The organism is Acinetobacter sp. L-24, assembly GCF_056857555.1.
On sequence record NZ_JBSXNI010000035.1, the window covers coordinates 1 to 20,210 of the forward strand.

Annotated in this window: 19 protein-coding genes and 4 tRNA genes; 13 read left to right on the plus strand and 10 right to left on the minus strand. The window is 43.8% G+C overall.

Going from position 1 to position 20,210, the window contains the following annotated elements; genetic code table 11:
• Positions 1–262 precede the first annotated feature (262 nt).
• The 4 genes from AC13CK_RS04585 to AC13CK_RS04600 all read left to right on the plus strand — a co-directional run bounded on the left by AC13CK_RS04585 (position 263) and on the right by AC13CK_RS04600 (position 3,357).
• Positions 263–1,477, plus strand: a complete 1,215-nt coding sequence (locus AC13CK_RS04585) for an MFS transporter (RefSeq protein ID WP_422195810.1) — start codon at positions 263–265, stop codon at positions 1,475–1,477.
• Entirely contained in the window at positions 1,470–1,604 is a 135-nt protein-coding gene (locus tag AC13CK_RS04590; RefSeq protein ID WP_004730126.1) for a hypothetical protein, read from the plus strand. The genes AC13CK_RS04585 and AC13CK_RS04590 overlap by 8 nt, the downstream gene beginning before the upstream one ends.
• Positions 1,605–1,782: 178 nt before the next feature.
• Positions 1,783–2,748, plus strand: coding sequence for a TauD/TfdA dioxygenase family protein (locus AC13CK_RS04595; protein ID WP_425877955.1), 966 nt, complete (start codon positions 1,783–1,785; stop codon positions 2,746–2,748).
• A 279-nt stretch (positions 2,749–3,027) separates the two neighbouring features.
• Positions 3,028–3,357, plus strand: a complete 330-nt coding sequence (locus AC13CK_RS04600; protein WP_004279668.1) for a four-helix bundle copper-binding protein — start codon at positions 3,028–3,030, stop codon at positions 3,355–3,357.
• A 96-nt stretch (positions 3,358–3,453) separates the two neighbouring features.
• Here the strand turns inward: AC13CK_RS04600 and sthA are convergent, their stop codons facing one another.
• Positions 3,454–4,869 (minus strand): Si-specific NAD(P)(+) transhydrogenase, encoded by a 1,416-nt coding sequence (gene sthA, locus AC13CK_RS04605; RefSeq protein WP_004646501.1) that lies wholly within the window; start codon positions 4,867–4,869, stop codon positions 3,454–3,456.
• Positions 4,870–5,082: 213 nt separating this feature from the next.
• Here sthA and lipA point away from each other — a divergent pair, with 213 nt between their 5' ends.
• The 3 genes from lipA to AC13CK_RS04620 all read left to right on the plus strand — a co-directional run bounded on the left by lipA (position 5,083) and on the right by AC13CK_RS04620 (position 9,520).
• A complete protein-coding gene (lipA, locus tag AC13CK_RS04610; protein WP_425877952.1) occupies positions 5,083–6,096 on the plus strand; it encodes a lipoyl synthase in 1,014 nt (337 codons plus the stop codon).
• A 354-nt stretch (positions 6,097–6,450) separates the two neighbouring features.
• Positions 6,451–8,955 carry an acyl-CoA dehydrogenase gene (locus tag AC13CK_RS04615; RefSeq protein WP_425877950.1) on the plus strand — a complete coding sequence of 835 codons (2,505 nt, stop codon included), beginning with the start codon at positions 6,451–6,453 and terminating at the stop codon, positions 8,953–8,955.
• Between the two features lie 172 nt (positions 8,956–9,127).
• A complete protein-coding gene (locus AC13CK_RS04620; RefSeq protein ID WP_195724929.1) occupies positions 9,128–9,520 on the plus strand; it encodes a carboxymuconolactone decarboxylase family protein in 393 nt (130 codons plus the stop codon).
• Positions 9,521–9,703: 183 nt separating this feature from the next.
• Here the strand turns inward: AC13CK_RS04620 and AC13CK_RS04625 are convergent, their stop codons facing one another.
• The 9 genes from AC13CK_RS04625 to AC13CK_RS04665 all read right to left on the minus strand — a co-directional run bounded on the left by AC13CK_RS04625 (position 9,704) and on the right by AC13CK_RS04665 (position 17,708).
• A complete protein-coding gene (locus AC13CK_RS04625; RefSeq protein WP_425878571.1) occupies positions 9,704–10,543 on the minus strand; it encodes an NAD(P)-dependent oxidoreductase in 840 nt (279 codons plus the stop codon).
• Between the two features lie 51 nt (positions 10,544–10,594).
• Positions 10,595–11,950 (minus strand): pyrimidine utilization transport protein G, encoded by a 1,356-nt coding sequence (rutG, locus tag AC13CK_RS04630; protein WP_425877948.1) that lies wholly within the window; start codon positions 11,948–11,950, stop codon positions 10,595–10,597.
• A gap of 33 nt (positions 11,951–11,983) precedes the next feature.
• Entirely contained in the window at positions 11,984–12,565 is a 582-nt protein-coding gene (rutF, locus tag AC13CK_RS04635) for an NADH-dependent FMN reductase RutF (protein ID WP_325777650.1), read from the minus strand.
• A 79-nt stretch (positions 12,566–12,644) separates the two neighbouring features.
• A complete protein-coding gene (rutC, locus tag AC13CK_RS04640; protein WP_325777651.1) occupies positions 12,645–13,025 on the minus strand; it encodes a pyrimidine utilization protein C in 381 nt (126 codons plus the stop codon).
• 33 nt (positions 13,026–13,058) lie between these two features.
• Positions 13,059–13,820: a pyrimidine utilization protein B gene (gene rutB, locus AC13CK_RS04645; RefSeq protein WP_482830987.1), complete on the minus strand. Its 762-nt coding sequence runs from the start codon at positions 13,818–13,820 to the stop codon at positions 13,059–13,061.
• Entirely contained in the window at positions 13,817–14,923 is a 1,107-nt protein-coding gene (rutA, locus tag AC13CK_RS04650; RefSeq protein WP_425877944.1) for a pyrimidine utilization protein A, read from the minus strand. Before rutA ends, rutB begins: the two co-directional genes overlap by 4 nt.
• 337 nt (positions 14,924–15,260) lie before the next feature.
• Entirely contained in the window at positions 15,261–16,052 is a 792-nt protein-coding gene (gene rutD / locus AC13CK_RS04655) for a pyrimidine utilization protein D (RefSeq protein ID WP_253146157.1), read from the minus strand.
• 80 nt (positions 16,053–16,132) lie between these two features.
• Entirely contained in the window at positions 16,133–16,390 is a 258-nt protein-coding gene (locus tag AC13CK_RS04660) for a hypothetical protein (RefSeq protein WP_184412569.1), read from the minus strand.
• A gap of 136 nt (positions 16,391–16,526) precedes the next feature.
• Positions 16,527–17,708 (minus strand): S1C family serine protease, encoded by a 1,182-nt coding sequence (locus tag AC13CK_RS04665; RefSeq protein WP_425877941.1) that lies wholly within the window; start codon positions 17,706–17,708, stop codon positions 16,527–16,529.
• A 170-nt stretch (positions 17,709–17,878) separates the two neighbouring features.
• Between AC13CK_RS04665 and AC13CK_RS04670 the strand changes: the two genes are divergently transcribed.
• From AC13CK_RS04670 to AC13CK_RS04695, 6 genes are all read left to right on the plus strand, one after another.
• Positions 17,879–18,637, plus strand: coding sequence for a Nif3-like dinuclear metal center hexameric protein (locus AC13CK_RS04670; protein ID WP_168730735.1), 759 nt, complete (start codon positions 17,879–17,881; stop codon positions 18,635–18,637).
• A 153-nt stretch (positions 18,638–18,790) separates the two neighbouring features.
• Positions 18,791–19,417 carry a superoxide dismutase gene (locus AC13CK_RS04675; RefSeq protein ID WP_004646486.1) on the plus strand — a complete coding sequence of 209 codons (627 nt, stop codon included), beginning with the start codon at positions 18,791–18,793 and terminating at the stop codon, positions 19,415–19,417.
• Between the two features lie 148 nt (positions 19,418–19,565).
• Positions 19,566–19,641, plus strand: a tRNA-Asn gene (locus AC13CK_RS04680).
• Between the two features lie 5 nt (positions 19,642–19,646).
• A tRNA-Asn gene (locus tag AC13CK_RS04685) sits at positions 19,647–19,722 on the plus strand.
• A 291-nt stretch (positions 19,723–20,013) separates the two neighbouring features.
• Positions 20,014–20,089: transfer RNA gene (locus AC13CK_RS04690), tRNA-Asn, on the plus strand.
• Positions 20,090–20,095: 6 nt separating this feature from the next.
• Positions 20,096–20,171, plus strand: a tRNA-Asn gene (locus AC13CK_RS04695).
• Positions 20,172–20,210: the final 39 nt, after the last annotated feature.

Below are 20,210 nucleotides of genomic sequence, written 5' to 3' on the forward strand. Positions count from 1 at the left end.
AGTTTTAGTTTTGTGTGATGGATAAGTTACCCAGTGTATCTTTCAACTTTTGTCAGTGTTGCTCTGTCAGCATGGTACGTGGTATAGCGAATAGTAAAATTGGGTTTGGCGTTTTGATTTTATTACTTCGCTATTTTTTTAAGGTAAAAGTGTGAACATACGCTAAATAAAAAAAATTTATCTTTTGATCAATATTTATTTAATCGCCTCTATTGCTTGAATCGAATACTATACATATCAACTTTATAGGCATGAATGACGTATGGCTGACAGTCAATTTTCCAAAGCTCTTATTTTTATGCTGATTGGCTCTGCCATCATTTTGGCACTGTCATTGGGTGTACGTCATGCATTTGGCTTGTATCTGGTGCCGATGAGCGAAGAATTTGGCTGGGGTCATAATGTTTTTAGCCTGGCCATTGCTATGCAAAACCTGATCTGGGGTGCAGTTCAGCCAATTACCGGGGCATTTGCCGATAAATATGGCAGCAAGATTGTGGTGGCTGTAGGCGGCGCCTTATATGCAATCGGTCTACTGTTGATGGCAGTTAGCTCAACCGGATTATTGCTTAATCTGAGTGTAGGTCTGATTCTGGGCCTCGCCCTGTCTGCCACCTCATTTCCGGTGTTATTGTCTGCGGTCGGGCGTGCTGCCCCACCAGAAAAACGCAGTTTGGCGATGGGAATTGCCAGTGCGGCCGGATCTTTTGGTCAGTTTATCATGCTGCCTTCGACCCTGCTGCTATTACAGAATGTCGGCTGGTCAGCGGCACTGGTGGTCAGTGCTATTTTGATTGCCCTGATTGTGCCATTGGCTTGGATGCTGAAAGCACCGATGTATGTTAATCCCAACGCAGCCGCTACACCCAATAAAGTCTCACTCAGTTTTAAACAGATTCTGGTGGTGGTGAAAAATCATAAACCCTTCTGGTTTCTGGCTATGGGCTTTTTTGTTTGTGGTTTTCAGGTCGTTTTTATTGGCATTCACCTGCCTGGCTATCTGATTGATCATGGGTTTAATGCCACAACCGGTACGATCTTCTTAGCCTTAGTGGGTCTGTTTAATGTGGTAGGCACCTATACGGCCGGCTGGCTGGGCGGCAAATATTCCAAACCGCATCTACTGATGGGATTATATGCATTGCGTGGAATTGCGATTATTGCCTTTCTCATGCTGCCTCTCAGCACATGGACAGTCTATAGCTTTGGTGTCATTATGGGGTTACTCTGGTTATCGACCGTTCCGCTGACCAATGGCATTGTGGCGAATATGTTCGGGGTGAAATATCTGACCATGCTCAGTGGCATCGTGTTCTTTACCCATCAGGTTGGCTCATTTTTTGGTGGCTGGCTCGGTGGAGTCAACCATGATTTGAGCGGCAATTATAATGCGGTGTGGATGCTATCAATTGTCCTCAGCATTTTTGGCGTACTGGTGCATTTCTGGGTCAATGAGGAGCAAATCGTCCATGACTGATTCTCTACTGAAACTCAAACTCTCGATTGTGGTGGCAATCCTGCTTTTACTGGCTTTGTCGATTGGACTGTGGTTACAAACCCCTGAGCTGTTTGAATATTTTAATCAGGCTTTCTGCGCACACTAAACTGTTGAAATATCCTCAGCAGAAAATGCGCAATCCATCGCACAATAAGTTAAATGTTTCAAAATCAACTGAATAGTAAAAATAACAGATTATTCATAAACTTATCATTTCTTTTGATTTTATTTCAGTCCGGAATTTTCTTAGATTCTCATCAACAAGAAAATTCTGAGACTTTATAATGACCAGCTTAACCCAACTTTCACAAGCCATTCATGATGCCCCACGCTGGCATCAGCCAGATCAATTGCAACATCCGGATGAAATCAAGATTGTACCGCAAACCGGTCAGGCCTTAGGCGCAGTGGTCTATGGTCTCGATGCCCGTAAAGCCCAGTCATCCGAAACCATTCTAAAATTAAAACAGGCTCTGGCCGAGCATCTGATTTTGATCTTCAAACAGCAAAGTCTGGATGATTTACAGTATCTGGCATTTTCAACTTATTTCGGTTCCATTTTCCGTCCCGGTGCAGATACACCGGTACTGGCTGCGCAGTCCGATAGCGGTGTTCCACCCGATGTCGTGCCGGTTTCCAATGCTGTTGGTCAGGGAGATTACACCGGGCATGGTGAACTGACTCCACATGCCGATCATCAATGGACACCATTACCCTCTTTTGGTTCCCTATTATATGCGATTGAACTGCCTGAGGACGGCGGTCAGACCAGCTGGATCAATACCATTAAAGCCTATGATGCACTCAATGAAACAACTAAGGCAGAGATCGATCAGCTACAACTGATTACCTACAACCCTTTCGTGCGCCGTCAAAAAACCAGAGATCAGGCTGATGATCAAGGTTACGGCAATAGTCCGCTGTATCGCTTTAAAGATCAGCCCATATTAAGTCATGCCTATCCACATCCGCTGGTGCGCACTCATCCTGAATCCGGCCGTAAAGCGCTTTGGCTAAACACGTATACCGAAGTCGAGCTGGTCAATTATGATGATCAGGCAGGTAGCGAACTGATCGCAAAATTACGTGAGCATATTTCAAAACCTGAATTCGCTTATGAACATCACTGGGAAATTGGCGATATCGTGTTCTGGGACAATCAAGTGACTTTGCACTCCCGCCGTCCATTCCCGGCTGATCAGCGCCGTTTATTAAAACGCATCAGTCTGGCGGGTAGCCGTCCGTTTTAGAAATGAGAAAATCCGAACAACAAGAAAGGTCATTACAACCTTCGATAATAATGACTCATCTATACATCCTGTACCATTGAGACTTTGACCGGCTCAATGGTTTTTTATTTTCTCGAATAATAAAAATATCTAACTCTGAATATAAGTATAGATAGTAAATTCCTTAACAAAACAAAGCGCCTGTTTACTTTTCCTCACCTAATCTGCCTAGTGTATTTTCTTTTTTCTGCTTAGCGTATTAGAAAATCAGCAATAACCGTATGGATAGAGGAAACAACAATGAATCAGCTTCAATTTTCAGATTGTGTTCAAACCTGTATGAACTGTTCCCTGGCATGTGCCAACTGTGCCAGTGCCTGTCTTAAAGAAGAAGATCTGGAGATGATGCGGGAGTGTATCCAGCGCTGTCTGGATTGTGCAGATATTTGTCAGCTGTGTGCCCGTATGGAACAAAAGCAATCTCCATTCATGCATGAAATATGTGAACTTTGTGCGAAAGCCTGTGACTACTGTGTAGAAGAATGTGGTCATCATGAAGATGAACATTGTCAGCAATGTGCCGAAGCATGCCGCCGCTGTGCTGAAGAATGCCGAAAAATGGCGGCTTAAAAATTCGATTTGATCAACTTGACTGACTTAATCACTTCCAATAAAAAAACCGCAAGTGAAGACTTGCGGTTTTTCGGTCTAAGTAAAATATCTCACTTAGAATAAACGATTCATACCATTTAACGTTGCTACACGGTAAGCTTCCGCCATGGTCGGATAGTTAAACGTGGTTTCTACAAAGTACTTGATCGTATTGTTCGGGCTGTTCATGACTGCCTGACCAATATGGATAATTTCAGAGGCATTATTACCGAAGCAATGTACCCCCAAAACTTCCAGTGTTTCGCGATGGAACAGAATCTTTAATTCGCCCATAGTATCACCGGTAATCTGTGCACGTGCCAAATGACGGAACGATGCCTGACCGACTTCATACGGAATCTTTTCTTCCGTCAACTGCTGTTCAGTCTTACCAATCGAAGAAATCTCAGGAATGGTATAAATCCCAGTTGGAATATCAGTCACCGGCGCAACGTCTTTCTCGCCGCTCATGTTGGCACCTGCGCAACGACCTTGGTCATAGGCAGCAGAGGCTAGCGAAGGCCAACCGATTACATCACCGGCAGCGTAGATATTTTCTACTTCAGTCTGATATTGATCATTCACAGTCAATTGACCACGGCTGTTCGGTTTCAGGCCGACATTTTCAAGGCCTAGACCATCGGTATTGCCTGAACGGCCATTACACCACAAAATCGCGTCGGCTTTAATTTTCTTGCCGCTTTGCGTGTGCATCACCACATGGTCGTCAAATGTTTCTAAAAAGTCGATCTGTTCATTATGACGAATCAGCACACCCTGTTCACGCAAGTGATAAGACAGCGCATCAGAGATTTCATCATCCAGATAGCTTAAAAGTTTGTGTTGGGTGTTGATCAGGTCAACTTTATGTCCCAAACCAATAAAGATCGAGGCATATTCACAACCGATTACACCTGCGCCATAAATGATGATTTTCTGGATGGAATAGTCCAGATCCAGAATTTTGTCTGAATCAAATACACGTGGATGATTAAAATCAAGAATGTCTGGACGATATGGACGCGAGCCGCTGGCAATGACCAGTTGCTTAAACATCAGCGTTTCTTTAATGCCATCTGGGTTAAATACAAAAATGGTATTTTGATCCTGAATGTAGGCACGACCATGATAAATATCAATTTTATTGCGGTCGTAGAAACGTGAATGTGTATCTACTTGTTGTTGAATAACTTTATGCGCATGACGCAACACTTGCTTCATAGTGAACTGCTTCCAGTCCCCAACTTTTTGAAACAGTGGATCACGTTGATAACGGATAATACTGGATACTGTTTGACGCAATGCTTTACTTGGAATCGTACCGACATGGGTACAGTTACCACCCAGCTGTTCACGCATCTCAACGATTGCAACACGCTTACCAGATTTGGCAAGTTTCATTGCCGCGCCTTCGCCCGCAGGGCCCGAACCTAGAACTACCGCATCATATTTAACGAAAGTCCCACTAACGACCTCTTTTTTACGTGGCATTCAACGCTCCTCAAAATTAAAAAATTCACTTTAATCTACACTCTTATTATGACGTAAATCCTGTTGATTTGGTGTATTTAACTCACATATATTGCTTGATAAGAACATTTTTTAAATGAATACCCCTTTTTGCCCTATTTAGAACTAAGTCCGTTATAATAACTGCGCTATCTTTGAGTATCTCCCCCTTCAAAAACAGTGGAAAAGTTGAATATGTCTGAAAACCGTAAACCTGAACAGGGCGTCAAACTTCGCGGTGCGGAAAAAGTTGCCCGCATTCCTGTAAAAGTTGTTCCTACGGTTGAAACGCCACGCAAGCCGGACTGGATCCGGGTGAAAATGGCGGCACCTGAAGAAGTTCAACGTATTAAAACCACATTACGTCAGCAAAAATTACATACGGTGTGCGAAGAAGCCGCCTGTCCAAACCTGCCTGAATGTTTTGGTGGCGGTACTGCGACCTTTATGATTATGGGTGATATCTGTACCCGTCGCTGTCCATTCTGTGATGTGGCTCATGGCCGTCCAAATGCACTGGATGCAGATGAACCGCGTCATATGGCTGAGACCATTGCCAACCTGGGTTTGAAATATGCGGTAATCACTTCGGTAGACCGTGATGATTTACTGGATGGCGGTGCACAGCATTTTGTCGATTGTATTAAAGAAGCACGTGCTCTAAGCCCAAATACCTTACTCGAAATTCTGGTGCCGGACTTCCGTGGCCGTATAGATATCGCGCTGCGTATCATGACTGAATGTCCGCCAGATGTGTTTAACCACAATATCGAAACTGTACCGCGTTTATATAAAGCCATGCGTCCAGGTTCTGACTATCAGCACTCTTTAAACCTGCTAAAAATGTTTAAAGAATACTGCCCGGACGTACCAACCAAATGTGGTCTCATGGTCGGTATTGGTGAAACTGAAGAAGAAGTGCTTGCTCTGCTTGATGATTTACATGCGCATGGCGTGGATTATGTGACGATTGGTCAGTATTTGCAGCCTTCAAAAGAACATGCAGCGATTGACCGCTTCGTAACACCTGAAGAATTCGAGCGTTATACCGAACATGGCCAAAAACTGGGCTTCCGTAATATCTGGGCAGCACCAATGGTTCGTTCAAGCTACTTTGCCGACCGCCAATACTACGGCGAACCTGTACCAGCAGTGCGTCGTAAAGTGGATCCTGCCAAGAAAATTGCAGTTCAGGCCATTGAAGCTTAATCCTGTTTAAACTAATGAAATAAAAGCCCTCTCTTGTAGAGGGCTTTTTTATCTCTTCAATTTAAATCTTTACTGAGTGTTAAACCCCATTTTTTATTTTAGATAAGATTAAGTCATTACTTATCTTCACATTTCTTTGCGCGTTCTCACTTGAAGACTGAGCATTTTTCAAACAATCTCAAAAATAGATGAAAGATTTAAAAATATCGTTGCAAGACTTGAAAACGATCATTCTCACACGTGCAATGCTGAACCTGTCCGATCCTCAATCGACAAAAAAATGAATGAACTGTGACAAAAATTCTATGAGATCTCGGCACAGGCAGCGTTGTATAAATCTGGAGAACTATAACAATGCTATTTATATTTGCTGTACTACTGCTATTACTCAGTTTATGGGCCGTTTTCTATTTTGAGCTCTCCCGTAGCGCGGGTGCAATTGCGCTGATCATCGTGTCAATTGTCTGCGCTTTTATTAGCCCATGGTCGCTGATTCTCGGCATTCCGCTGATCCTAATTAGCCTTGTAGTGATGATCGACCCTTTACGTATGTCGTTTATTTCCAAACCGGCCTATAAAGCACTGGCAAATGCCATGCCGAGTATCAGTCCGACAGAACGTGAAGCACTGGACTCCGGAACTAGCTGGTGGGAAAAAGAGCTGTTTATGGGTGCACCGAATTGGGAAACCTTTAACAGTTATCCTTATCCAAAGCTGTCGCTAGAAGAACAGGCATTTCTGGACAATGAAGTTGAAACCTTGTGCAGCATGCTGGATGAATGGGAAATTCATGAGCAAAAAGCGCTGCCTGATCATGTCTGGCAATATATTAAGGAACATGGTTTCTTGGGCCTGATTATTCCCAAAGAATACGGCGGTCGTGCCTTTAGCTCCTTTGCCCAAAGTCGGGTGATGAGCAAGATTGCTTCGCGATCTCTGACCACAGCCGTGAGTTGTATGGTACCGAACTCACTCGGACCAGGCGAGCTGTTACTGCATTATGGTACCGAAGAACAGAAAGACCGTTATCTGCCGGGTCTGGCGCGAGGCGAAGAAATTCCCTGTTTCGGTTTGACCAGTCCGGAAGCCGGCTCCGATGCCGGTGCGATTCCTGATACGGGCGTGGTCTGCTATGGCCAGTTTGAAGGTCAGGAAGTCTTAGGCCTGAGAATGAATTTTTCCAAACGCTGGATTACTTTGGCACCAATTGCGACAGTGGTGGGTCTGGCCTTTAAAATGTATGACCCTGATCATCTTCTGGGTGAACAGACTGAATACGGCATTACCTGTGCCCTGCTCCCTGCCAGTCATGAAGGCGTAATAGTGGGACCACGGCATAACCCCGGACCACCATTCATGAATGGTACGGTTGAAGGTAAAGATGTGTTTATTCCTCTGGACTGGATTATTGGTGGCGTCAAAAATGCCGGCAAAGGCTGGCGTATGCTGATGGAATGTTTGGCAGTCGGTCGTGGCATCTCCCTACCAGCGCTGTCTACTTCTACTTCAGAAATGACTTATTTAAATGTGGGTGCTTTCTCTCGTATTCGTCAGCAATTCAAGATTTCAGTTGGTAAGTTTGAGGGTGTTCAGGAAGCCACCAGTGAAATCGCCAGTGACACCTATATGCTGGAAGCCTTCCGTTATCTGGTCACCTGTGGTCTGAATCAGGGTGGCAAGCCTGCCGTAATGACGGCGATTGCCAAATACTATGCAACTGAAGGCATGCGTAAAGTGGTCAATCACGGCATGGATGTGGTCGGTGGTCGTGCCATTCAGATGGGGCCGCGTAACTTTCTGGCACCTTACTATCAGGCAATTCCAGTCTCCATTACCGTCGAAGGCGCCAATATTCTCAGTCGTTCCTTGATGATTTTTGGACAGGGTTCAATGCGCTGCCATCCTTATCTATATGAAGAATTACAGCTCTTACAGGCAGAAGACTCGGCAGCGGCTCTAAATCCTTTTGATAACTTGCTGTTTAAGCATTTGGGTTACACCTTTAACCGGACTGCTCGCTCCTTTGCCTATGCCTTTACAGGTGGCTCAAGTGCTGCGCCGCAAAGTGCGGTTGATTTCACCCAGCCTTATTATAAGATCATTAATCGGCTGAGTGCCAACTTTGCTTTAACTGCGGATATGTGCCTAGGTTTACTCGCAGGGGATATCAAACGTAAGGAAATGCTTTCGGGTCGTCTGGCCGATATTCATGCACATCTGTTTATTGCTTCCTCAATTCTGAAATATTTTGAGCATAGCAAAAAGACTGAAGATGAGCGTTTACATGCACAGCTTGCGGTAGAAAAGTCTCTGTATACAGCGCAAGAAGCATTTTTTGACCTGTTTGCTAACTTTCCATCAGGTGCAGCAGCAGGCATGGTCAAACTGCTATGTTTCCCATTTGGCCGTCCGGTACAGAAACCATCAGACCAGCTGAAACAACAGGTAGCAAACAGCATGATGGAAAACAATGCTTTCCGGCGGTCACTCAAAAAACATGTCTACTATAATATTAATGAAAATGATGTCACTGGCCGTATGGAATCTACTTTCAATCTGCTACTCAAGATTGAAAAACTCTGGGATCGCTTTAAAAAAGCTGAAAATAAAGGACAATTTAAAGGACTCAGTTTTGCTGAGCATGTAGCCGATGCACAGCTACAAGGCTTTATTAATGATCAGGAAGCAGAAAAACTGCTGCACTATAATGCGCGCCGTTATGACAGCATGTTGACCGATGTATTCGATCTGCATTTGAATGAGGTATTAGAGCTTGAGAATCCGTATCTCATCAAGGAAGATGCTACAGGTACCGATACTTCAGTGCAAACTGATCCTTCACACTCAGTATCACCTTAAATCAAACTTTTGATCAAAGGTGTCATAAATTCCAGAGTGGAGCCATGTTTCAATACCTCACTTTGGAAGCTTCATAAGTGGCTTTTCAGCCACTTTTTTTTACGACTATTGCACGATAGTATTTTGGCTTAAAAGCGTTAAGCTAAAGCAATAATAAAATTGAGGATAAAGCATGTCACAACAAGATTATGAAAATGGCTTGAAAGTCCGTACTGAAGTAATGGGGGAAAGCTTTGTGCAGCGTGCTCAGGAAAATACCGTGCCTTTTACCCAGCCATTACAGGACTGGATTAATGAACATGCCTGGGGTTCGACCTGGCAACGTGAAGGTATTTTACCGCGTAAATATCGTTCTTTAATTACCATTGCATTTCTAACCGCGCAAAAAAGTCCCACTGAACTAAAAGGTCATGTGCGAGGTGCCCTAAATAACGGCGCAACGGTTGAGGAAATTCAGGAAGTGTTGTTGCATAGTCTGCCTTACTGCGGTGCACCGGCAACCCAGGAAGCGTTTCGTGCCGCGCTTGAAGTCATTCAGGAATATGAGACGAATCAACAAAATTAAGATATTTATTTAAATTGTTTGAGCTTGTCATATTAAAATTAGCTTAGGCTATTTAAAGCAATTGAAATAAAAATCCGGGAATTTTAAATCCCCGGATTTTTATATTTTAGATAAAGAAATCTATTGCGATGAACTTAATTGAAAATTAATTATTTCTCTTAATAACAGGTTTTAATAAAAACTTTATCCCCTTAATTCAATTTGCGTACGTTGTTCCAATCCTTGTACCGCAGCGGAAAAATCCAGCTGGCTGGCCTGAGGTCTGGCAATCTGCTGAAACTGTTGCTGAACCAAAGACATCACTGATAAATCCAGTTGCTGCTGTTGCACCAGTTCTAAAGCAATACCAATATCTTTCTGCAATAAATCCAGCGCAAAGGTTTTATGAAACTCACGGCTCAGTACACGCTGCGCCATGATATTTTCCGACATGCTACTTTTACCACTGGAATGATTAATACAGTTCAACGCACTGCTTAAGTCAACTCCCTGCCCTTTCAGTACAGTTAAGCCTTCAGCCAGCGCCCATAAATGCGTAGCCATCAAAGTATTGTTAATGGCTTTCACTGCAAAACCGGAACCACTTTCTCCCACATATTCAATCAACCCAGCAAAAGCAGCAATGACCGGTTTGGCTTGCGTAAAGGCAGATTCACTTCCTCCCACCATCACGGTTAAAGTGCCTTTTTCTGCCCCAACAGTCTGACCAGATACCGGAGCATCCAGGTAATAGCTTCCCTGTTGCTCCAATCGATTTGCCAGTTTTTGGGCCGATTCTGGTACACCGCTGGTACAGTCAATCCAGATTGCACCCGGTTTAGGTGGATGTGCAGCAATTAGCTTCTCTACATCCTGACTGGTCGGCAAGCAAGAAAAAATAAAATCTGCCTGAACCGCCTGTTCAATACCCACTGCCTGAGTCCTGAAAGATTGAGCATGATCTAGCGCTTTCTGTTCAGTCCGGTTCCAGACCCAAACCGGATGTCCGAGTTTTGGCAAATGGGAGGCCATATGCCAGCCCATTGCCCCAAGTCCTAAAAATGCAACTGTATGACTCAAAAAATACTCCTTATATTAAGCGACTGGCTTAACCTCAACTTCTGTTGCGGTCGATGCAGGTTCAGGCAATTCTTTATCTTCACCACGATTTAGGAACAGGTTCAACAAAATCGCAGCCAAAGTCGCAGTACCGATACCACCCAAATCGAAACCACCAATCTGCAAGCTATAATTACCTGTCCCCATAATCAGACACACCGCACCAATAATCAGGGTACTGTTCTTGGTAAAATCAACATGGTTATCCACCCAGATTTTGGCACCCGCCACAGTAATCAACCCGAAGACCACAATCGATGCGCCACCCAATAAAGCTACTGGAATGGTACTGATCACCGCACCAAATTTAGGTGAAAGTCCCAGCAAAATAGCGAAGATCCCGGCAAAAATAAACACGGTGGTGGCGTACACTTTGGTCACTGCCATCACACCGATATTTTCAGCATAAGTGGTCATCCCGGTACCGCCGACAGAAGCGGATAATGAAGTACAAACCCCATCTGCAAAGAAACCGCGTCCCATATACGGCGACAGATTTTTACCAGTCATTGCGGATACCGCTTTAAAGTGCCCAAGATTTTCTGCAACCAGAATAATGGCCACTGGTGCAATCATCAGCATGGCATTCATTTCAAAGACCGGACTCTGGAAATTCGGCAAACCAAACCATGCTGCTTCACTGACTTTGGTAAAATCAATCGCAGATCCGAAGCCCATGACGTTGGTGAACAGGAAATAAATCAGGTAGGAAGACAATAAACCCAACAGCAGCAGCAAACGGCGCACCATTCCGCGGGTAAACACGGCAATCACACTGATACAGATAATCGTGATTAACGCCATCCAGGAATCAAACTGGTTCGCTGAAACACTCTTAATTGCGACCGGTGCCAGATGCAGACCAATAATCATCACGATCACGCCTGTGACCACCGGTGGCATTAGTTTTTCAATCCAGTTGGTGCCAGTTTTCATCACCAACAGGCCAATCAAGGCATAGACAATACCGCAGGCAATGGTTCCTCCCAGTGCCAGCCCGATATTGGGATTTGCCCCGACACCGGAATAGCCAGTCACCGCAACCACGGCACCAATAAAGGCAAAACTGGAACCCAGATAACTTGGCAAGCGACCGCCCGTGATCAGGAAAAATAAAATAGTGCCAATCCCGGTAATAAAAATCGTGAGATTGGGATCAAACCCCATTAATAGCGGTGCCAGCACGGTTGCCCCAAACATGGCAAACACATGCTGCAACCCCAGAATAATACTTTTACCAGCCGGCAGATATTCATCTGTTTGAACCGGGGTGGTATCGATATTGCCTTGGTAAGGCTTAAATTTTGGAAACCACGTTTCTTTTTCTTGCATGAGCTTCCCCTCCTTGATTAGGACTGAATTGATTTAGCACATTTTGTGTGGCTCACAGTAAGAACGGTTAAAGTACATCAGCGCATTGCCTTGACGCTGGCACATGGCTTTCACTTCACAGAACAGCACATCATGACTGCCGATGGATAATTGCTGCACCACCTCGCAGTCGAAACTGACCAAGGCATCCTCAAGTACGGGTGACTGGGTCAGCAACGTTTTCCAGTTCCCCTGACTGAAACGCTCTGCCATTGGTGTTTTCCCACCAAACAGATTGGACAGATGCTGCTGGTGTGATGCCAGGGTATTTACACATAAAACCTTATTATTCTTAAATATTTCATAAACTGAAGCTGAACGGTTCAGGCAAACCAGCAAAGTTGGCGGTGTATCGGTCACACTACATACGGCTGAAGCTGTAAATCCTGCCTGCCCTGCATCGCCTTGTGTAGTAATGACATTTACTGCAGCGCCCAGATTGGACATGCCCTGACGGAAAATCTGCTGGTCGACCTGAGTAAATACTTCAGCATCGGTTTCAGTCTTTAAAACCTTATTTAATGCATTATTCTCTGTAAATGTTTCGGCAATAATTTTAGACAGTTTGGCATTCATGCGGTTCTCCCCACCCCAAGTCAGTTTTCAGTGACAGTCTTAGGGCTGATATAGATGAAATTGAATCAGGTGGTTCGGCTTATACATGGGCAATCGAGGCGATTTCGACCAGCGCATCCGGTTTTACCAAACCAGTCTGTACGCAATAACGTGCCGGCTTATCTCCCGGGAAATATTCTGCATAAACTGTGTTAATTGCGGCATAATCGGCCCAGTCTTTGACAAAAACATGGTTAAACGTCACGTCATCCATGCTGCCACCGGCCTCTTCAATCACGCGCTTGATAGTTTCCAGAATATGCCGGGTCTGGGCTGCGGCATCACCGACATGCACCACGTTATTATTTTCATCAAAGGCCAATGTGCCTGATACATAGACAATATTGTCTGCCTTGGTTGCCGGTACATAAGGTGCTAATGGTTTCGACGTTCCTTCTGGAATAATGATTTCTTTAGGCATACTGTTTTTTCCTTAATCCTGATCTTTAATTCTTTAGGCACTTTCAGCCAATTTGGTTTCTTTTAGTGATTCACTTTCTTTTTGAAAGGTATTGACAAAATTTGCGGTATCTGACACCCAGCCAAAGAAGGTCTTGATGTTATACAGGCTGGCTTCATGGGCCTCGACCGGACCCGCCTGATGACAGGCATCTGCTAACGCAACACCAAAATATTCCAGGAAGAAGCCATCACGTAGGGTCGATTCCACACAGACATTGGTGGCAATACCCACAAAAACCAGATTGCGAATACCACGGACACGCAACATGCTGTCCAATGCGGTATTAAAGAAACCGCTATAACGTGGCTTTTCAATAACCAGGTCTTGTGGCAGTGGCTTTAACTCATCAATCAGCTCAAAATCCCAACCACCTTTGGCCAGTAATTGCCCCTGTAATTCGGGACGTTTACGCATGGTTTTTAAGGCATTGGATTTATGAAAATTTGGAGAGTCGGTACCACCTGCTTCCTTATATTCGGCATCCCAGCCATTTTTGAAATAAATCACCTGAATACCGGCTGCATGTGCAGCATCAACAGCCTTTTTAATATTTTCAACCACCGGCTTGGTTTTCGAGACATCAAAGCCGGCCAGATCCAGATAGCCACCCTGAGAGGTATAGGCATTCTGCATATCAATCACAATCAAGGCTGTCTGTTCTGGTGCAAGACAAATCGCTTCGGGTTCCGCTTTAAGCGTTTTCCCTGTGCCGAGTTTTTCAGTAAAACCGGCTGTTACGACTGATTCACTCATGCGCTTTTCTCCAGAACCGGTGCTGCACCTTCAATGACAATATGGTCACGACATTTCATCAGCGGCTGGATTTTTTGACCAAAATCTTCAACCCCTTGAATAAAATCATCAAACGTCAGTAACACACCTTCCGTACCTTTGATTTCACCAATTTCATCCAACATTCGTGCCACATTTTCATAAGAGCCTACCAAGGTGCCCATGTTGATATTCACTGGAGATACGCTAGAAGCCATTTGACGGATATTGGTGTCTGTACCGGAAGTCGTGTCTTTCCCTCCCTGATTCATCAACCAGTTAATCGCTTCCATATCGGCACCATCGTTATAATGTTGCCATTTAGCCTGAGCTTCTTCATCGGTTTCGGCTGCAATCACCATAAACAGTACATAGGTCTGTACATCACGGCCCGTCACATCCGTTTTTGCTTTCAAACGGTCATTGATTTCGGCATAAGCCGTTGGCGTATTTAGTCCTTTACCAAATACGAAGTTGTAGTCAGCATATTGCGCAGAAAATTCCAGACCGGCATCCGACTGACCTGCACAGATGATTTTCATATCGGCTTGCGGGCGCGGGCTAACACGGCAGTCGTCCATCTGGAAATGCTCACCGTTAAAGTCTGATTTTCCGGTTGCCCAAAGCTCACGCAAAATTTGTACATATTCACACAGATATTCATAGCGTTTGCCAAAGTACTCATTGCCTGGCCACATGCCCATTTGGGTGTATTCAGGTGGCTGCCAGCCGGTCACCACATTCAGACCGAAACGGCCATTAGAAATAGAATCAATGGTAGATGCCATACGTGCCACAATTGCCGGTGGCATGACCAAAGTGGCTGCCGTTGCATAAATTTGAATTTTGCTGGTCACCGCTGCGAGACCCGCCATCAGGGTAAAAGTTTCCAGGTTATGTTCCCAGAATTCGGTCTTGCCACCAAAGCCACGCAGCTTGATCATGGAAAGTGCGAAATCGAAACCATAGTGTTCAGCACGCTGCACGATTTGTTTGTTTAACTCAAAAGTCGGCATGTACTGTGGTGCATTTTCAGAGAGTAACCAGCCGTTATTTCCAATTGGACAGAAGACACCTATTTTCATTTTCACACCTCATTATTTTTAACCAATATTCAAAATCCTGTTGCCAATTCAGGTTTTTTATTTATGCTCAAAATATTGCAAAGCGCGTGCCAATTTATTTTATTTATTTATTTTTAAATACTTAATATTTATATTTTTGAATTTTTAGTAAAATAATGACTTTCACCCCTGAATCAATTTTGCTCATCGTGTTTCATTCAGGTGCATTAAAATTGATCATCATCGCTTTTAGGAAGAATCAGATTTTGAGTAAAAACCATAAAAATAATTCATTAGAAAAAATAAAAAGCCAGAAACAGGTTCTGGCTTGAGCAAACAAAGTTACTTGCTGAAAATATCAGGCTGATTTTAAAAATTGCAGTATGCTTTGGTTGATCTGGGCGGTTTCAGTCACTGTAGAAGCATGCGCTCCTGTTGCAAACAGACTGAGCTGACTATGCGGCAATAATTGCTGAAGTTGTTGCGAGCGTTGATAAGGCACCAAAAAATCATCTTGATTGGCAATCAGATGTACAAGAACATCTTTGAGCGCCTGCTGATGTGCCTCCTCTAGCTTAAAAGCCTGCACTGCCTGTATACGAGCTAAGACATTTTGAATTGGCGGAAAGTCCAGTAGCTGTTTATTTTCTGCTTCTGTTAACGGGTCAAGATGTGTCGAGATCCAGTGTGGAGGATACAGAAATAAGGCTTGTGCCCGCACATAAGCCTCGGCTCCGCTATTCAACAATAATGATGTGCGTGCCTGAAAACATTTTTGGGTATGTGAATCCAGTTCTCCCCAGGCATTCAACATAGTCAGGCTGAATAACTTAAACGCTTTATCAACCTGATAGGTTGCGAGTTGCATGCCGATATGCCCACCCAATGCATGACCAATAAAATGAAATTCACGGATATCCTGATTGATCAATAAATCCAGAATCTGTCGGGCCATATGATCTACGCAATAAGGTATTGACAACAGTCCAGAATCCGAATGGCAACCTTCCTGATCATAAGTCACCACATGAAAATCTTGCTGCAAAACTTCAATTTGTGGATTCCAGAAACTGGCATGTCCGCCTAGCCCAGAAGAAAGCACTACATAAGGCGCATCGGCCCGTGCTGCACGATGAATAAATAAAGACATAAAATTCTCATAGTTTCGCTATGAGATGAGTGCAGCAAAATACATGCCTGAACAGGACTATTTTTGAACAATTGTTAAAATTATAGCCAGTACACATTAAAGCTGTAATAAAATTCCTGTACCTCAAAGCGCACGTTATAGCCTAGATCTGTTAACTCCGCAGACAAGTCACGAATATCTTCCAAAGGCAGATGTTTAGGAAAAACTGTCAGTACCGCTGTATTGCCTTGCCGGGCATTATCTTCAATCAGTTGCGCCAGACGTGGCTTATACATTTCAATATTCAGGTTAGCAACATTGGATAAAATTTTGGCCTGATCTGCCGTCATAAAAGTCATTTTTATTTTCTCTTTTGATGTTATTTCATTAAGCTAAATGATTTATAAAGCGCTTAATATTTCACTTTTGTATCAGAACAAGCTGAAATAATTGCATAAAAAAATCCCTCATGATGAGGGATTTTTTTGATCAAACTTACTGGCCTGGTAGAGGAATATATTGTGAAGCACTGTCTTGTGCCTTACGTTCAGTCACCACAACTTTTAGCATCATGGTTTTCCCTGCCCGCTCAATTTCAATCTGAATGGTACTGTTTGGCTTTTGCAAAGCCACAAAATTAATCAGATGTGAGGCGGAACTAATCTCTTCCTCATTTACTTTCATAATTTTATCACCACGCTGGATTCCCGCTTTGGCAGCAGGTCCATCTGGGAGCACTTCTGCGACCGTTACGCCTTTTTCTTTGGGTTGCAGGACATCATCACGCTCTGCAGGTAATAAGCTGATCCCTAACCAGCCACGAACCACACGGCCATCTTTCAAAATGGCATTCATCACCTGCTGACAGATTTTGGCCGGAATGGCAAAACCAATCCCCAGTGAACCACCAGACTGCGAGAAGATTGCGGTATTGACGCCAATTAAATTACCGGCGACATCAATAAGTGCACCGCCCGAGTTACCCGGGTTAATTGCAGCATCGGTCTGCACAAAGTCTTCATAGGTATTAATACCCAAGTCTGAACGGCCCGTTGCTGAGATAATCCCCTGCGTCACGGTTTGCCCAACACCAAAAGGATTACCAATGGCCAGAACCACATCACCGACTTCATTGCCACTGAGTTTAAATGGCAAAACTGGCAATTGCGTCAGTTCAATCTTGATCACAGCCAGATCGGTATCCGGATCAGTTCCGACCACCTTGGCTTCAGCACGACGACCATCCTGCAAAGCCACTACAATCTGATCGGCCTGTGCAATCACGTGGTTATTGGTCAGGATATAACCGTCTGGACGTACAATTACACCCGAACCTAAACTGTTTTCATTCGGGCTTTGTCCATACTGGTCAGGCAACTGATCGCCAAAGAATTCACGAAATACCGGATCGGTCAGTAAAGGATGCGCCTGTTGCTTGACTTTTTGGGTAGTAAAAATATTCACGACAGCGGGTGCTGCCACTTTTACAGCAGCACTATAGGAGACCACGCCTCCTGAGCGCGACGTATCAATCAACGGCTCTACTTTTTCAGCAGGCATTTTGACACCATCTGGCGCAACTGGTGCCTTTGGTTTTTGTAGTTGTTGCCACCCCAAAAAACCGATAATGACTAAAATCAGTAACACCCAGGGTAACCATGTAAAGGTGCGGCGCACGTTGCTATCCTCTAAAATATTTTAATTCGTTGATGACTAAGTAATTTGTGTCCTATTGTAATGCGAAATACATAACTAAACACAAAAAATTCCACAGAGATTTGTGCAGCTTTAGTTACAATTAGACCTATAGATAAATATGGGCAAGTTTTTAAACTTACAGGAATTTTATGGCGAATTTGAACGATATTATTCAATGGTGTGACCAAACTTTGGCAGCACGTGAATTTAAGGACTATGCACCGAATGGCTTGCAGATTGAAGGCAAATCCGAAGTGAATAAAATCCTCTGTGCCGTGACCGCCTCCCAGAGTGCAATTGAAGCTGCAATTGAGCAAGGCGCTGATCTATTGCTGGTTCATCATGGCTATTTCTGGAAAGGAGAAGCCTATCCGATTACGGGAATGCGTGGTAAACGCATTAAAACCCTGATTCAAAATGATATTTCACTGGTTGGCTATCACCTACCTTTAGACAGTCATCCAACTCTGGGAAATAATGCTGCCATTGCGGATTTATTAGAACTCGAAAATATCGAACAGCTTGATCCGAGTGAAAAACGTCCGATTGGCAATATTGGCTATTTAAAACAGCCAATGAGTCCGGAAGATTTTAAAAATTATGTTTCAGAAAAGCTGGGCTTTGATGCGATTCATCTGCCTGCAGACAAAACTCAAATCCATAAAGTCGGTTTCTGTACCGGCGGTGCGCAGGATTATATTCAAAAAGCGGCACTACAAGATTGTGATGCCTATATTTCAGGTGAAGTGAGCGAACGCACCTTTTATGAAGCTCAGGAACTGAATGTCCATTATTATGCCTGTGGCCATCATGCGACTGAAAAATACGGTGTGCAACGCCTGGCCAAGGCTATTTCAGAACAGTTTAATATTGAGTATGATTATTTCGAATTAAACAATCCGATTTAATTCGACTGACGGTTATGATCAGTGGCTTTATTCATATATTTTCAGGCTTTATTCTGTATTGTTATTTATACACGATGCCCATTTCTGCCCGATTATCTATTACAATAAAGCCACTTATTGTTAAAACCCAGCAAAATGCAAGGAATTGAAAACATGACAACCATTACTTTACCAGCATTACCTTATGGCTACGAAGATCTTGCTCCACACATCAGCAAAGAAACTTTAGAATACCATCACGACAAACACCACAATACGTATGTGGTTAACCTGAATAACCTGATCGCTGGTACTGAGCTTGAAGGCAAAACTCTAGAAGAAATTATTACAGCAACTGCTGGTGATGCTTCTAAAGCAGGTGTTTTCAATAACGCGGCTCAAGTTTGGAACCACACGTTCTACTGGAACTGTATGGCTAAAAACGGTGGCGGTAAAGCAACTGGTACTTTGGCTGCGAAAATTGACGAAGCATTCGGTTCTTATGAAAAATTTGCTGAAGAATTTGCTGCTGCTGCAACTACTCAATTTGGTTCAGGTTGGGCTTGGTTAGTGGCTGACGAAGTAAACGGTCAGCTTTCTATCATGAAAACTTCAAATGCTGATACGCCAATGGCGCACGGTAAAATTGCAGTGTTGACGATTGACGTTTGGGAACACGCTTACTACATCGATTTCCGTAATGCTCGTCCTAAGTACATCTCTACTTTCCTAGAAAGCCTAGTAAACTGGGATTATGCAAATGCGAAATATGCAGGTCAGCCTGCAGGTGTTGAGAAATAATTTTTTATTTCTTTGCTAAAAAAATCACCCATTTCGGGTGATTTTTTTATTTTTAGGCTCTAAATGAATATTTATGAAGCAAACAATTCATTTCTTTACATTAATTGATTGACGACCTGGTTATTCATCCCTAAAATGCCGATCAGATTCTCCAATAGCTCAGTCGGTAGAGCGACGGACTGTTAATCCGCAGGTCCCTGGTTCGAGCCCAGGTTGGAGAGCCATCTATTCTTCCATAGCTCAGTCGGTAGAGCGACGGACTGTTAATCCGCAGGTCCCTGGTTCGAGCCCAGGTGGAAGAGCCAAAATTTTGAAGAAACCCACTCATTGCGAAGTGGGTTTTTTTATAGCTGTATTTTTTAAATTGAGATCATATTGATTTATATGCGCGATCAACCGCTCATTTCTTATGCTCCAGATCACTTATCAAAATTAAGGCTGATCACGATTTTGCTGTTAGGGCCGGTTTACATAAACATAACAGTTTGAACTACAAACCTTTTCGACTATTTTTAAAACACTTGATTCAATTTATGCTGCTTTTTTCTAAAAGTGCCTTGACCCCTTTTCAAATCTCTCTATAATCGCTGTCAGATTCTCCAATAGCTCAGTCGGTAGAGCGACGGACTGTTAATCCGCAGGTCCCTGGTTCGAGCCCAGGTTGGAGAGCCAATCTATTCTCCCATAGCTCAGTCGGTAGAGCGACGGACTGTTAATCCGCAGGTCCCTGGTTCGAGCCCAGGTGGGAGAGCCAAGATTCTGAAGAAACCCACTCATTGCGAAGTGGGTTTTT